The following is a 14,400-nucleotide window of genomic DNA, read 5'->3' on the forward strand; positions in this document are numbered from 1 at the left end:
CGCTCGTGGTGTATGGGTGGTGCTACACACCTTCGCTTCGCTTGGTGTTTCACACCACCCACCGCTAACGCTTACACCACTCGGTCTTGCTTCGCAAGACTTCCGGCTCGCTTCGGGCACATTATTCTCTCCTGCGGAGTGCAATTTGAGGGGGACAGGGAAAGGGGAATTTTTGACCGCACAATCTCGCTCCGCTCGATACGGGATAATATGAGGGGTTCTCTCGTGCCGTGCTGTCTCTCAACAATTCAAGGGGAAATAACTGCACAGCACTACGACCATACCTTTTGGGAAAAGGTAGGCGAAAACATAAAAGAAAGGGGTCTAACGCCAAACAAATATTAAGCTGCGAGTAACATGTGTTTTGTAGAGAATGTGACAAAACTGGCATACTCACGATTGCTTTTCGGCGACTTCCTACTGGACGATGTTGATGAGAAGGACGTCGTCGAGCAAATCAAGACGCTTGGCGTTACTGAACAGCTTCCGAAGGATAATGGCCCGTCCATGTTTCAAATACAGAATATCACCGAATTCATTGCTCAACTCGAAAAGACACAAAACTCGCATGATGGACTGTTTCAATACATTAAAGATGCACGTTTCTGGATCTATAGGGACGGTATACTCCCTATCAAAGTCGTCGTCATAGAAGTCGTCTTGAAAACTGATGACCTTCAGAAGCTCAAGAAATCTGATCTGGAGGGCAAAATATGGAAAGTTTCCCTTCTTCTTGGAAGTTGCTTCAGCGAAGGTTCAATTCCTATTGCAGATTCTTCTAAGGATTTTCGCATTCTTAAGTTCTCGTCTAGGGCCATACCTAACGTTGTCCTCCGGAATTTTGTTGCTGAATTTGTCATAGAAACTGAGCGCGAATTCTTTGATGATTTCAATAAAGAACTCGATTCGCTTGAGAAGGAAATATCCATAAGAGACCTAATAGAACAAAAAGTAATTGAAGCTCGAGAGAACTGCAAAATACCTGCAGATGAGGTTGACAAGGTTATTTCAAAAGGTACGCTTCAGCAAGAGCAAAAGATCAAGGATATTAGAACTAAAATCATTTCATTGGAGCCTGTAAGTTTCCTTGAGGGCGGATTTTCTTACGAACAGAGCATAGTCAGAGGGTATGCCAACAAGATGTTCATCATTGGAAAAATTGTTCAAGGATCCCTAGGGGATTCCCCTCCTTTGTACCTTTGCGTCCTGAGTATGGGGGGATCACAGATACCATTGGCTAATCTGGAGAGTATGCCTGTATTGCAGTTCCCAGAGAGACCCTCTCTCCTGGACTTCTCGTTTGGGGCCGGACAGATACTTGCACTACAATTGTTGAATTCGTGGAACAGACACGTAGAAAAATTGGTTACGGAGATTACCACAAAGCAGAGCCCCTCCCAGACGAATGCCAACACGGATGCTAATAAAACCCTAGAAGAATTGCGAGACCTAATATTCCATACAGGCATAAATGAAAAAATCTCGGTGAATTATCGGAGAGAATTACAGGATTTAGCCAACCCTTCCAGGAAGACATTTCTCTATGAGTTTCCTATCCCCCCAGAAGAAGCCACACTGTATTCAACAAATCCAGAACAATATGGATTGGAGAAACCTGGTCCCATAGCATCCAATCTCGCATCCCTCGTTCTAAAAGATCTCAATTCAAACGAAAAGCATCTCTTGGGTGCTACTGACTTAAGGAAATCGAAGATAGATGTCTTGAAAATTGAAGAGGACCGTAAGTATTCAAGAAGGATGCTGTGTCTCACGGTTGTTATTGCTGTCGCGACTATTGTAAATGTTGTTCTTTTTTTGATTAGGTTGTGAAAATGAGCGATTCGAGGAAACGTGAGAGATTTACCATTGCCCTTCTGTTGGTCGTCATTTCATTTATAATGCTACTATATTCGAATGTCGTTCCACAACTACAGGCAACAAGAAATTACATGTTACAAACATTTCCATTCCTAATCGCTGTACTCACTGGAATTCTTATATCCCTGAGTTCACAAATTATTTGGAGCCTTCTGATTAGGCCCTCTCTAAGTATAGATATTGTACCAAAAGCCGCAGGAAGTGAACCTTCCATTCATGAAACAAAAGAGTGGAAGAAGAGCGTATTACCATTTAAGAGTCAAGAATTCTGGTAGATCCCCAGCGTTTAACTGCAGAATACGCATAAACTTCCATGATCTTGGAGGCACTGAAAAATTTGGAATTAGTGGAAAATGGGATCGCGGTTCACAGCCCTTTGTTTACCAGCGGGTGCCCGTGAAATGGTGCAAAGATGGCACGATTAAAAGCGAAAATACTGAAACACCTAATGATTTCCTGATCCCCATTTCAGAATCCATTGATCTATATCCATCTGATGATCCAGAAAGCTTTGGTCTCATAGTAAAATACAATGATGATCCAGACTGCTACGGCTTTAGCGCTTGGGGCTATTTGCGTTTTGGACTAGGGCACAGAATTCCTGAATGGAGACTGCCTCAAGGCGAACATTTTGCCAAAGTCACTCTTACGTATTCTAGTGGCTCTACAGGACGCAAGTTCTCAAAGGAATTCAAGGTCGATAATCTGGGCAGAGAATTAGATAGTGTCGAGATAAGCGATGTTAAGAAATAGAATAGTATTCGCTTAAAACATTAATCAAATCCCGACCAGTCCATTCTGTCAGGACAGTGTCATAGATCTTGTGTAAATATAACTCATGAGTCACGGAATGGAATAAGTTTCATGAAACATGAAAGGATGCCTCTCTGATCAACCAAAGAGGCGTATAAACAACGGAAGAGATGGATAAAAAACTAATGGAAGTAGCAAAGAATGCAGTGAAGGAATACATAGAAAACCTCATGAAAACAGAGAGGGACGTCTTCCTGAGGGAGAATGGGGGATCAGCCAATGGGTTTTATGGGAGAGGCATGAAGACAAAAATGGGAGAAATACCCTCCATAAACGTTCCCAGAGACCGTGAAGGGAACTTCAGGACTGAAGTATTCCAGCCATATGATAGATCCATAGGGATCGATGAACTCGTCATATCACTGTATTCAAAGGGGGTGTCTACCAGAAACACTGCAGAGATTCTCCAGACAATATTCAGGAAGAGGTACTCAAGATCCACGATTTCATCCATAACGGATGCAACCATGGAAGAGGTGAACAGGTTCCAAAACAGATCCCTGGAAAAAAGGTACATCGCAATATTCCTGGACGGCCTCTTCTTCCTCAGAAGGGATACTGTGGAAAAAGATCCCATAATATTTGCACTTGGAATAAGGGAAACTGGAGAATATGAGATTCTGGGTTTTTATCTCACGGTGAAGGAATCACACAATACATACTTCACCGTGATCCGGGATCTTTATGACAGGGGAGTAGGGGAACCACTGCTTTTCATTGCCGATTGAATTCCGAAACTTGACGAGGAAATAAAGAAGATATTCCCCCGGGCAGATTTCCAGCTATGCACGGTTCATGCATCCAGAAATGTGGAATCAGATGTTCGGGAATCGGACAGGGAGGAGATAGATCGGGACCTGAAGAAGATATTTCTCTCAGAGGAAAAGGATGATGCGATCAAAAGGTTCAACAGTTTCAAGGATAAATGGTCTCAAAAGTATCCGCGACCATTATACAACGGAAGTTCCAGCTCCCTTTTTTTGATTTGAACCAGTATTTAACTGAAAATATCAATAATTTACATGTTTCAACATCCCACTAAGTATTTGGTAAATAGAAAAGTATTTAGCCATTCATGCATTATAGTTTGTAAGCACTATGTACGTGGATGTCAGCAAATCGACACAGTATGGGAAGACATACACCAGATATCTCCTGAGAGAATCCTACAGAGATAACGGAAAGGTGAAGCAGAGAACCATTGCAAACATCTCTCACTGTTCTCCTGAAGAGATACAGGCAATAAGACTTGCATTGAAGTACAAGGGTAATTTATCTGACATTCTCAAGGGTAAGGATGATATACAGTCATCACAGGGTCTCTCAGTTGGTGCAGTATTCTCACTGTATAAGGTTGCACAGGAACTTGGCATAGTGAAGGCTATGGGAAATACAGAAGAGGCTAAACGTGTACTGTGGATGATACTTGCAAGACTCATTGAACCGGGATCAAGAATGGCCAATGTACGATTGGCACAGAGACATGCTGCCGTAGACGTCATGGGTCTTAACTCATTCAACGAGGATGATCTGTACAGTGCAATGGACTGGATAGAATCGAATCAGAGATCCATAGAGAAGAGACTCTTCAGTTCAAGATATGAGGGAAATATACCCTCACTGTATCTTTATGATGTTACATCCAGTTACCTGGAGGGAGAGAAGAATGAATACGCAGAATTCGGGTATAACCGTGACAAAAAGAGAGGAAAGATGCAGATAGTCATAGGTTTATTGACAGATGAGAATGGATGGCCGGTATCCATAGAGGTCTTTAAAGGAAACACATCGGATGTGAAAACGTTCACATCACAGATAAAGAAGCTTGCATCAGATTTTGGCTGTGAATCTGTAACCATGGTCGGAGATCGCGGCATGATCAAGACGGAACAGATTGCGGATCTCTCTGAAGAGAAATTCTATTACATAACAGCAACAACAAAGGCACAGATGGAAACACTCCTTAAACAGAAGATCATACAGATGGAACTCTTCACGGAGAAGTTATGTGAGATTGAGAATAACGGCATAAGATACATACTGAGGAGAAACCCGGTAAGAGCAGAGGAGATCAAAGATAACAGGAACAAAAAGATCGAAAAGATCAGGAAGACAGTGGATGAGAGGAACAAATACCTCTCAGAACATCAGAAGGCTGATGTTTCCACTGCACTCTCCCTTGTGAATGAAAGGATTGAGAAGTTGAATGTATCAGGATTCATCAGTGTGGAGGCTTCAGGACGGACCCTCACGATCAAGTCGGACGAGAATGCACTGAAGGAGATATCACTTCTTGACGGCTGTTATGTGATCAGATCAAATCTTCCTGTTAATCAGGGAAGCAAGGAGATCATACACCGGAGATACAGGGATCTTGCAAATGTGGAATGGGCATTCAGGACGATGAAATCCGATACCATAGAATTACGCCCCATACATGTGAGGAAGAAATCACGCACAGGGGATCATGTATTCATTGCCATGCTCTCATACATCATTGAAAAACATCTCAGGGAGAAATGGAAGGATATCAGTATCACTGTGGAGGAGGGTATACATGAACTATCATCAATAAACAATATAATCACAAAGGTAGACAGGGTAAAGTACAATCAGATACCGAAACCACGGGAAATGGGTTCAAAGCTACTCAATGCACTTTCGGTAACATTACCAGAGGCAATACCATGCAGCGATACAGGTGTATCCACCAGAAAGAAATTGGAACTTAAACGGAAGAAGTAGGAAAACACGCTGTTTATATGTGATTATTTTTCTTTTTTTTCATGGAACTTCCGATACAACATGGAGAAGAGACTTGGATCACTGTTTACCTATTACTCATATCCGATCCAGATAAGAAGGTCAATACACTCTTCAAACATAATAGAGAGGATGAATAGGGAGATCCGTAGAAGGATCAAGGTCATTGACTCACTGCCAACAGAGAACAGTGCAATGAAAATTGTATACCTGAGAGCAGCAGAATTGAATGAGAGGTGGTCACACATTGTGATTAGAGACATTGTCAAAAAATAGTTGAAAAAATACTGATAGACTTCAGTTGAGAATTTGTCACTTCTCGACAGAGCCCCTAAAGAATGTAGTTTATACAATTTGTCAATTGTTAGCTCTGCGTATATTACCCGTGAAAATCAACTAAAAGTTGACAATGTCTGATTAGAGGATATTATAAATGCAAGGACGGGATCAGGGAAATGTTCCAGGAGAGGTATCCTTAAGTTTACACAAGATTCTGGACGGTATGGACAGACCTCTCAGAATGGAGAGATTCTTCTTTGTGTAACCTGAGAAATCCATTCACAGGCGGTACGATTGATCTCTAATCCTGTTCTTTATTGCTGTCCTCTGCCTTACGAGGAAATTACGATTCCTGCAAATGTTCCTCGATTCGCCTATTTCTCCAGACGGAAGATAGGATTCAGGCGTGTATTCCTTCGTGTATAGATCCAGCAATATATGTGCATCGTTTTTGCCCGTCTTGTTCATAGATTCTGCGATCAGTCTCACCTTCAGTGGATTGGCCACTTTGATCGTGTGGCGGGTAAGAATGAGACTAACTCGTCTATAGTGGGGGAGGCCTCCACTATAATCGTAGCTTCACTTATACTCTCAAGGAATCTGCTGAACTCCTCTCTGCTGGTAAGTACACACCCCTCCTTCACTATCTCACCATCCTTGTCGATTATTCCGTACGTTTTGTATTTCCCTACATCCATAGCTATGCTATACATTTCTTATCACCTTACCATGAGCTGCAGCATTATCTGACTTGCTGCAACTTCAACTAAGGGAAAAATCGAGCATCTCAGTCTAAAAACCATTAACCGAAGACAATTTCCAGCTTGGGTATCCAATCTTTGATGACCCCGTATCGAGCGCATCTCATCCCGCCGAAATTCTCGTTGATAGATCCGCCCACAGTGGCTACGCTCACGTTGGAGGGATCAGGAGGAAAGAAGAAACCATGCTTCCTGCATCGGAAGTTCCACGAAAATTAAAAGGAGTTACCTACAAAAATGGCTTGTGTTACTATTTCCCTCGTTTATGATTCAATTTTTTTTTTCGTGGGTACATGCGTGCCGGTGTGCTGGATTGCCTCTGGTATGAACACTATATGAGATACATGGAACGCCATAAATATTTCGTATGTTCGTGAGCATGTATATGAAGCGTTCAAAATATAACTTATTAAGTTGAATACAGGGAATTATGATAGTTTTCTATGGAAAATCTGATGGAACTTCCGCTGCATGCTGCATCGGCTTCGAATAGAGTGGTGCCCGCTTCCGCGACCATGTAACCGTTCTCAATCGAGACCTCGATCCTGTTCATGCGTTTCATGTCCAGCACTATCACTCCTTCCACCGGGACCACGGCACCGGTGGTGCTCAAGCCTCCACCCCTGACGACCACCGGAATCTTATGTCTTGCCGCGATGCCCATCGCTACGGTTACCTGGCCTGCGCTTTGTACCTGAAGCACTATCTCTGGCAGATGCTCGTAGCGATCTATGCTCCCTTTGCTGTAGAGGGACAATCTTGTTCTGTCCAGAAACACGTTCTCGCTCCCAAGCAGTTTTTCAAATGCAACTATGACCTTTTTCGAAATCATGTATTCTCCATCCCAAAGAGTTGGCATCTTATAGCTTTTATTTGGGATATAACCATTCGATGATTGCCGGAAAATTTCTCTATGTTTTCCCAAGAGTGCCATGGTTTCCACGCTTAGCGATGGAGAACTTTGTTAATTATGGGCCTGGTTTCCAGTTGGATCTGCATTCAGGGGGATGTAAAAGGGTGCGAATATTGTTTCCCCCGGTTGCAGGAAGAGAGCAATCAGCATAGGACTCACCTGATCCGATCGCACGTCTTTACATGTACAACGTGTACAAGTGGCCATTCGTAACCCCATTGCCTTAAATGGAAGCTTTCCCTCGCGGGAGGATAGCCGCTGAATAGACTAGGAAAAAGTATGAGATTACTGCCACGATGAATCCAATTGACATAGCAAAGGAGAAGACGTTATCCTGAAAGCCGGAAAAAAGGAACAGAAGGCCGCTTATGCCTGCCAAGAGGATTGAGAGTGATGCAACTGCGCTTATGGCAGCCGACCTGAAATCTGCCCTCATGATAGCCAATACAAATATCATCAGGGAAAGGAGCCCGATGAGGACGCCATTCATCATATGAATCATTAGCTCGGGCACCGATATCATAACAGTCATCATAGCATAGGGTTGAAACGCTACCCGAGCGGTAGGGAACGGTGCGAAGAGGTTCATCCATATCCCGAACACAAACTGCACGGCGAGAAGCAACAGTTCTATCGCTATGACCACTATAAAGAAACTCATGCCCTGCTCGTTTACAGAATTTGCATGCGTCCCTGACATCGGTTCTAGCCATGCTTCAAATATTAATAAGGATTCCCATTAACCGTAACTGGTCAGTCTGATGTGCCCGATCCTTTCATCCCGGTTTAGCACTCCTTTTTATTACGGATGACGTATCTGTAATGAAGCTTTTTCCCCTCAGCTTTGATGTGTAATATACGGAAAAGATCTTCGTATAGATATCAGCGCCTCTATCTGATCTGGATCCGCCTGATATTTTCCTGTATATGACCGAAGGTCTCAGTGCCCTCTCTGCCCTGTTGTTTGTCGCTTCAACATCAGGATCAATGACGAAACGGAACAACCACTCCTTCTTCCGTTTCAGAAGATTCTTAACAAACTTTCTCGATCTCGCGTTTTCATAATCTGTATCCAGGAGGAAGACAAGTCTGTGGTAAAGATTCTCAACATCATCCATGGTGCCATGGCCATGGAATCCCTTTGCCTCATCATATACTGATTGAATGGATCTCTTTATTCCTGATCCCTCCTCACCGTAGAACTGTTCCAGTTCCTTTGCATCACAGATTATGTGAGACCAGCAGTACTGCTGATTGTTGCCTGTCTCTTTGGCAAGTGTTTCGAATGCGGAATGCCTGTCATGAACATCGGTTCCATTATGTTCACCGAGAACCTCCATGGGAACATCATGGCCGTTTCCCCTGGATATGTGGAATATGGCCTCTGTCTCTGTGAGAAATGTCCAGAGGTTGTAATTATCGCCGTCAATCCTCCATGAAGTGGAATCCATGTGGCGGTAGGATGATTCCCTGATACTGTCCAGCAACCTGGTATATTCATCTCCAAGTGCATTGGAGAGTTGTGACAGGATATTCTGTATCTCCCCTTCTGATACATGGATGCCGAATACCTCTTTCATCATCCTCGAAACGTTCTCAATGCTTATTCTCATGCCTATGCGGAAGTAGGCAACGGTGATCATTGCCCTCAGTGATAATGTTGCATTGGGAAATGCATCGGGTATTTCTGGTTCATATACCCTGTGGCATTTTGTGCAGTATAATCGATCCATACTGTACTCTATGATATCAGGTTTTATGACCGGGATATCCTCTATGATCCTTGACCTTGATCCCTTTCTCCTCAGGGGGGAATGGCACTCGGGGCATTCCTTCAGATCCAGGTGGATCCTTATGCTTTCTGTTGGCTTTTTTCTGATCCTGAAGTGCCCGGGGTGACCTTCCTGTGATCCCGGTTCTCTCTTCCCAGGGTTTTCATGATCCATGATGTCAGGTTTTACATCCTGTGGTACTGCAATGTCATAGGTCTTTCCATTCTTCACACCTACGGTTGCAGGATGTCTCTTTTTGTATTCCTCAAGTTCCCTGTTTTTGTCCTCCAGACGTTTTCTCAATTGATCGAAGGCCCTGAGAATCTTATCAATCATGTCCTGGTCTCCGGGTGTTTCGGCAAGTAATTTAATCATTCTAATAATATAATGCATTACTTATATATAGACCTTTCGGTTCATAACACTGCGTCAGAATAAAAGTGTGGCACAAGGGACTGAACTGTTACCATTAACCCACACTCTCCGCATGTCCAACCGGATCAGACATGCATAATTCATCGGGAATGTAGTTTATTACCATACAAAAGGTTCTCATTATTTATTTATCCTGGCAGACGACTTAAAATTAGGGGGATTAATATTGTATTATGAAGACACAAAATAACGCCCCGTTGTGTAATGTAAAGGATACAAAAGAATTTTTCTCCTCAGCCTTGAAGAACATGTTCGCACCTGTCATTAAGGAACATTCCATCTATACTGAAGGCGATGTATCAGGAACACTGAGGAATACCATTGCAGATCATCTGTACATTGAAACATATGTGAGAAATTACGGAGATACAGGAACACCATCAGGTGATACCATGTTCAGGCTGTTGAAGGGAATTGCCTCTGAATCAGGTTCACACAGGAGAAAAGGATCTGACAGGAATAAGAAGAGGAAAACAGTGAGAACTGGAATACAAACGATAGAGTCACTGCTGGATCTCATCGTTAAGAAGGCAATCTCCATGGGTGCCTTCTCAACAGCCGTGAATGTTGCAATAGACGAACATGACCATCCATATTATGGTGCTGACAGCAGATATCTCATGGGTGTGGGATCAAAGAAGTTCAGGGGTACAGACAGGGCATACAGATTTGCAACACTGGAATCTGTGAAGAGGGGTGAGAGGTCTGTACTTTCAGTCATGCGACATGATCAGCCTGACGGTATTGACAGTTCCAGGGAGGTAGAGACACCTATTGAACATGCGGTGGAACCTGGAATAAAGATCAACATCATTCTCATGGATCGTGGCTATCTGGATGCAGGTGTGATGAATAATGTGGATACCATGGGGATGAAATACATTGTACCTGCAAGGGACAGTCCAAGGGTGTTGAGATTAAAGAAAAAGGATACGAATTACTCTGAAAGGAGAGAGGTGGCTAAGGCCAGCTTCGTACATGTGAAATACCATAAGGACGGTAAACTTCATGATTTCTCATTTTATACAAACATTGAGGTCACTGAAGACCTGTTGAGAATCTTGCAGAGATATACCGGGAAAGGTGGAGTATTGAGAATGGTTATGGAGAGAAGATGGTACTTGAGGAGAAGAGACATTCCCCTGACATTGGCGTGAGATATTTCATATTCTATTTTTCAGTGCTGATCTATAATTTATGGACTCATAAATCTCATGAGAAGTCTTTCAGGACTGGAATGGATCATATTCATGGATTTCGTAATAGACATGAAAATGGGGAGATGGGGATCAATAACCGGTGATTTTGGATAAAGTTGAAATCAAATTCAGGTCCTGGAAGGATAGAGAAGGAAGATCAACAGCCATGGCTATGATCATGAATCACATGAAGAGATGCTGTCATGAAAAGTGAAATAAGATTGGTGAAACTAGAAAATTAAGTGTCAGTTATCAACACACGCGGAGAGTGTGAATGAATAGGAATATGTATATATGGTGTGGTGATTTGTTTTTATTATTATGGCAAAGAGAATAAATAGTATAAAGGTTGTCCATTTTGATGAAACTACTGAAAATGGTGTCAGAACACAGCAAGCATCTGTACTTATTGAAATTGAAGGCGAAAGACCTAAATTAATTCAGGGAACGCAAGTATTGAAAGGAGATGTAAACGGTAAACACACTATCAGCTATACTATATTCAATGGAAGAAATATTGGGAAAGCAACCTACTCCATAAATACAATGGAAAAGAATGAAAATGATTCAAAACTAAAAATTGTGGGCATTAGTGAGGGAAAAGTTTGTTGCGGGAATAGTAAACCGATAGACACAACATTAGTGGTACCTAATAAAACATACTCAAGCAATGATCCATCTATTCAATGCGACATTTGTCAGGAATTAGTTAAGGAAATATGCGAGGAATTGGCAGACGGCATACCTTCGGATGAGATATGTGCGGACGTATGTGTTGCGGGAGCAGGAGATATTTGCTTATTATTTGTTGAAACCTTAATCGGTTACCTTATCTGTCTATCAATTTGCGCCTCTCTCTGTGCACTGGCAATAGAGGAAATAACAGATTACGGTTGTAGCGTGGGAGCCGAGTACATATGCCAAAAGGTAGGTGTATGCTAGATGGTTTACATTAACGTGGGATGATTATAGTGGTAAAATATCATAAACCAGTTAGTTATTTGAGTCTTATCGCAGGTTTCCTCTTCATAGCGTTTTTATTAATCGGAGCAATTGCGATAATAGTCATACATTCACATGTTCTGGCCTTTATTGATCTGGGTTTGTTACCGGTAATCGTAATTGTGGGAACAGTAGGATATATAAAAAGCCTAAAAAGCGGTTCAAGACAAGAGAGAATGAGAGAACTCTTTGAAAATTCAAAGAGGAAGTGAAAAATGGTTTCAAAACACGTTCACAGGTATATCATAGGAGGGGTGGCCATATTTTTCATAGTTTATGTGCTAGTAGCAAATGCCTATCTTAGTTTCAGGGACTTTGCATTGTATGCAGCGTTGCCTTCATTAGTGATAATGATTGCTCTTGCCTTTTTTTACCGCTATCTTGAAAACAGTATCAAATTTGAGCGGAGGACAGGAACTCAATAACCCGAAAGAAAAGTATGAGGGGTTGGGGAAAGAGATGGTATTATAGTCTTTATCATAACATTGTACCCTTATTATACATAACGTAATAATTACTGCCGCATATATTTAAATATTCAAAATTGTTATATAATTATGAAACGGCTTGAAATAAACAACGCAAAGGAGATGTCTGTTGCTATACGGAATGAGATATTCCGTTCTGAGGAATCAAGGTATGATCACCGACTGCACGGCCTTCTGCTCGTCAGTGAGGGAATGAGCTGCTATGAAGCTGGAAATATATTCGGGGAAGATCCCAGAACCGTAGAGAGATGGGTTAAGAGATTCAACGAGAAAGGTTTCAACGCCCTCAGGGAAGGAGTGAGATCCGGACGGCATTCAAGGCTTACGCCTCAGCAAATGGATCAGATAGGCAGCGATCTGAGAAAGAATCCGGGAGAATTCGGATATGATCAGAATCTCTGGGATGGGAAACTTCTCATGCACCACATATGGGAGAAGTTTCATGTGAAGATTGGTGTAAGGACATGCCAGCTCATATTTCACAGGCTTGAATTCAGGAGGAGAAAACCAAGAGGAATCATAGCCAAAGGCGATCCTGATGAACAGTACGCTTTTAAAAAAACTCTCTGAGGATCTGAAGAGAGGCGATACGGATATATGGTCACTGGATGAATGCCATTTCTACCAGCATGGAACCACCCTGGCCATGTGGATACCACCTGAAGACAAGGATCCAACAGTATTACAGTATCCCACAAGGAAAGGTGTCAGCGTATTCGGTGCAGTGAACATCAGGACGGGAGAATTCGTTGGCATGATGTCTAATGTATTCAACGCCATAACTTTCAGCAGATTTCTTACCGTCCTGATGAAAAGGGGGAAGGGAAAGAAGATGCAGATCATCCTGGACAACGCCAGGTACCATCATGCAAAGTTGATCCTTCCATGGCTGGAGGAACACAAAGATCAGCTGTTCCTTGACTTTCTACCACCATACTCACCGAAACTGAATCCCATAGAGAGGGTTTGGAAGCTCCTGAAAAAATTGAGGTTACATAACCAGTATTTTCCTGACCTGAAAGGAGTTATAAGAGTGGTTGCAAAACAGTTCCTGTTATGGAATGGGGAGAATGGAACCCTCAGAACACTATGCTACATGGAATGATTGTGTGTATGCGGTAATACTTATTTCGTTATGTATAGTTAACAAACATCTCCACCCATCTTTTACAGAAGGATTTGCTTTTTGAGAATTCAATGAAGCTTGCTTTAACAGTATCAACCATCATTTCCTGGTCTTTCGCAAATGTATGTGACACTACTTTCTTGATGAATTTCCATATGATTTCTATTGGATTCAGTTGTGGTGAATACGGAGGAAGAAATACCAGTTCAATGTCCAGTATCTCTGCGGTTATTGCAACATTCTCTGTTCTGTGGGCAAAGAAGTTATCCAGTATGAGAATGATATGATTGAACGGATTACTGTATCTTATCTCATTCAGGAAATCCATGACACTTTCCCGTTTTGAATTAAAAACGTGTTCACTGTACCTTTACACCGTTAGGCATATTTTATAATCTATATAGCAAACCACGGTGTCGGTTATCGCTTTTCTGTATGAGTAAAATAGGTGTAGGAATCAATGAATTCAAAACCGGCCATTTTCCGTCAGTTCTGTGATTTTGTTAATAAAGTCCATCTAACGCTCTGTGGCAGCCATAGTCAATGACTATAATCAAAAAAGAAAGGAGGAATAGCAGAATAGACTATGACTATTGGAACGAAGTACAGCGGTCTCACGTTTTCTCATGAAATGAACGGGAGGATAGGAAAAGAATCAATAAGCAGATGTGGTCGCTTCTGGAAGAGCAGTAATTCCTATTAAACTAAAAGACACTACCCCCAAAATGTTACACTTGTAACAAGTAATACCTGTAATAACCTTTGAAATGTGACTAATGTGCTACAGAGCAGATTGTGCTATTTTGGTAAGTATTCCCTTAAAACATTAATCAAATCCCGACCGGTCCATTCTATAACAATTAGAGAAAAAGATGGTTTTTACAACATAACCGAGGTTCGTTTAGTGCGGAATCATAGAATATGAGGAGTTCTCGTGCTGCACATTTTTCGGAAATTCAATAGAAAATAAA

The 14,400-nt window shown here is 42.1% G+C and carries 16 protein-coding genes and 3 pseudogenes; 12 read left to right on the plus strand and 7 right to left on the minus strand.

Annotated features, from left to right (window positions below):
• Positions 1–375: 375 nt before the first annotated feature.
• From CSP5_RS08555 to CSP5_RS08585, 6 genes and pseudogenes are all read left to right on the plus strand, one after another.
• Positions 376–1,830 (plus strand): hypothetical protein, encoded by a 1,455-nt coding sequence (locus CSP5_RS08555; protein WP_148690150.1) that lies wholly within the window; start codon positions 376–378, stop codon positions 1,828–1,830.
• Positions 1,831–1,832: 2 nt separating this feature from the next.
• Entirely contained in the window at positions 1,833–2,153 is a 321-nt protein-coding gene (locus CSP5_RS08560) for a hypothetical protein (RefSeq protein WP_148690151.1), read from the plus strand.
• Positions 2,095–2,631, plus strand: coding sequence for a hypothetical protein (locus tag CSP5_RS08565; RefSeq protein ID WP_148690152.1), 537 nt, complete (start codon positions 2,095–2,097; stop codon positions 2,629–2,631). The genes CSP5_RS08560 and CSP5_RS08565 overlap by 59 nt, the downstream gene beginning before the upstream one ends.
• Positions 2,632–2,816: 185 nt before the next feature.
• Positions 2,817–3,680 (plus strand): annotated as a pseudogene (locus CSP5_RS09920) (IS256 family transposase).
• Between the two features lie 109 nt (positions 3,681–3,789).
• The gene (locus CSP5_RS08580) at positions 3,790–5,436 is read left to right on the plus strand and encodes an IS1634 family transposase (RefSeq protein WP_148690155.1); all 1,647 of its coding nucleotides are present in this window, start codon (positions 3,790–3,792) and stop codon (positions 5,434–5,436) included.
• Between the two features lie 60 nt (positions 5,437–5,496).
• Complete coding sequence (locus tag CSP5_RS08585) at positions 5,497–5,730, plus strand: transposase (protein ID WP_148690156.1); 234 nt, start codon at positions 5,497–5,499, stop codon at positions 5,728–5,730.
• Between the two features lie 282 nt (positions 5,731–6,012).
• Here CSP5_RS08585 and CSP5_RS08590 read toward each other — a convergent pair whose 3' ends face one another.
• The 6 genes and pseudogenes from CSP5_RS08590 to tnpC form a co-directional block, all read right to left on the minus strand.
• Positions 6,013–6,240 carry a transposase gene (locus CSP5_RS08590; RefSeq protein ID WP_172399454.1) on the minus strand — a complete coding sequence of 76 codons (228 nt, stop codon included), beginning with the start codon at positions 6,238–6,240 and terminating at the stop codon, positions 6,013–6,015.
• The gene (locus tag CSP5_RS08595; RefSeq protein ID WP_148690158.1) at positions 6,225–6,446 is read right to left on the minus strand and encodes an IS110 family transposase; all 222 of its coding nucleotides are present in this window, start codon (positions 6,444–6,446) and stop codon (positions 6,225–6,227) included. Before CSP5_RS08595 ends, CSP5_RS08590 begins: the two co-directional genes overlap by 16 nt.
• An 89-nt stretch (positions 6,447–6,535) precedes the next feature.
• A pseudogene (locus CSP5_RS10070) lies at positions 6,536–6,679 on the minus strand (FAD-binding protein); the annotation flags it as partial.
• A 224-nt stretch (positions 6,680–6,903) separates the two neighbouring features.
• Complete coding sequence (locus tag CSP5_RS08605; protein WP_172399455.1) at positions 6,904–7,326, minus strand: FAD-binding oxidoreductase; 423 nt, start codon at positions 7,324–7,326, stop codon at positions 6,904–6,906.
• Between the two features lie 304 nt (positions 7,327–7,630).
• The gene (locus CSP5_RS08610; protein WP_148690161.1) at positions 7,631–8,107 is read right to left on the minus strand and encodes a hypothetical protein; all 477 of its coding nucleotides are present in this window, start codon (positions 8,105–8,107) and stop codon (positions 7,631–7,633) included.
• Positions 8,108–8,183: 76 nt separating this feature from the next.
• Positions 8,184–9,554, minus strand: coding sequence for an IS66 family transposase (tnpC, locus tag CSP5_RS08615; RefSeq protein ID WP_172399456.1), 1,371 nt, complete (start codon positions 9,552–9,554; stop codon positions 8,184–8,186).
• A gap of 233 nt (positions 9,555–9,787) precedes the next feature.
• Here tnpC and CSP5_RS09925 point away from each other — a divergent pair, with 233 nt between their 5' ends.
• From CSP5_RS09925 to CSP5_RS08645, 6 genes are all read left to right on the plus strand, one after another.
• Positions 9,788–10,771 (plus strand): hypothetical protein, encoded by a 984-nt coding sequence (locus CSP5_RS09925; RefSeq protein WP_241869816.1) that lies wholly within the window; start codon positions 9,788–9,790, stop codon positions 10,769–10,771.
• Between the two features lie 363 nt (positions 10,772–11,134).
• On the plus strand, positions 11,135–11,755 hold the full coding sequence (locus tag CSP5_RS08625) for a halocin C8-like domain-containing protein (RefSeq protein WP_148690163.1): 621 nt from the start codon (positions 11,135–11,137) through the stop codon (positions 11,753–11,755).
• Positions 11,756–11,784: 29 nt separating this feature from the next.
• Complete coding sequence (locus CSP5_RS08630) at positions 11,785–12,027, plus strand: hypothetical protein (protein WP_148690164.1); 243 nt, start codon at positions 11,785–11,787, stop codon at positions 12,025–12,027.
• Between the two features lie 3 nt (positions 12,028–12,030).
• Positions 12,031–12,240 (plus strand): hypothetical protein, encoded by a 210-nt coding sequence (locus CSP5_RS08635; RefSeq protein ID WP_148690165.1) that lies wholly within the window; start codon positions 12,031–12,033, stop codon positions 12,238–12,240.
• Between the two features lie 132 nt (positions 12,241–12,372).
• Positions 12,373–12,873, plus strand: coding sequence for a winged helix-turn-helix domain-containing protein (locus tag CSP5_RS08640; RefSeq protein WP_148690166.1), 501 nt, complete (start codon positions 12,373–12,375; stop codon positions 12,871–12,873).
• Positions 12,842–13,408: an IS630 family transposase gene (locus tag CSP5_RS08645; RefSeq protein WP_148690167.1), complete on the plus strand. Its 567-nt coding sequence runs from the start codon at positions 12,842–12,844 to the stop codon at positions 13,406–13,408. Before CSP5_RS08640 ends, CSP5_RS08645 begins: the two co-directional genes overlap by 32 nt.
• 28 nt (positions 13,409–13,436) lie before the next feature.
• On the opposite strand, the pseudogene CSP5_RS08650 reads toward CSP5_RS08645, so the two are convergent.
• Positions 13,437–13,763, minus strand: a pseudogene (locus tag CSP5_RS08650) (transposase); the annotation flags it as partial.
• Positions 13,764–14,400: the final 637 nt, after the last annotated feature.

This window comes from Cuniculiplasma divulgatum, from assembly GCF_900083515.1.
Taxonomy (GTDB): domain Archaea; phylum Thermoplasmatota; class Thermoplasmata; order Thermoplasmatales; family Thermoplasmataceae; genus Cuniculiplasma; species Cuniculiplasma divulgatum.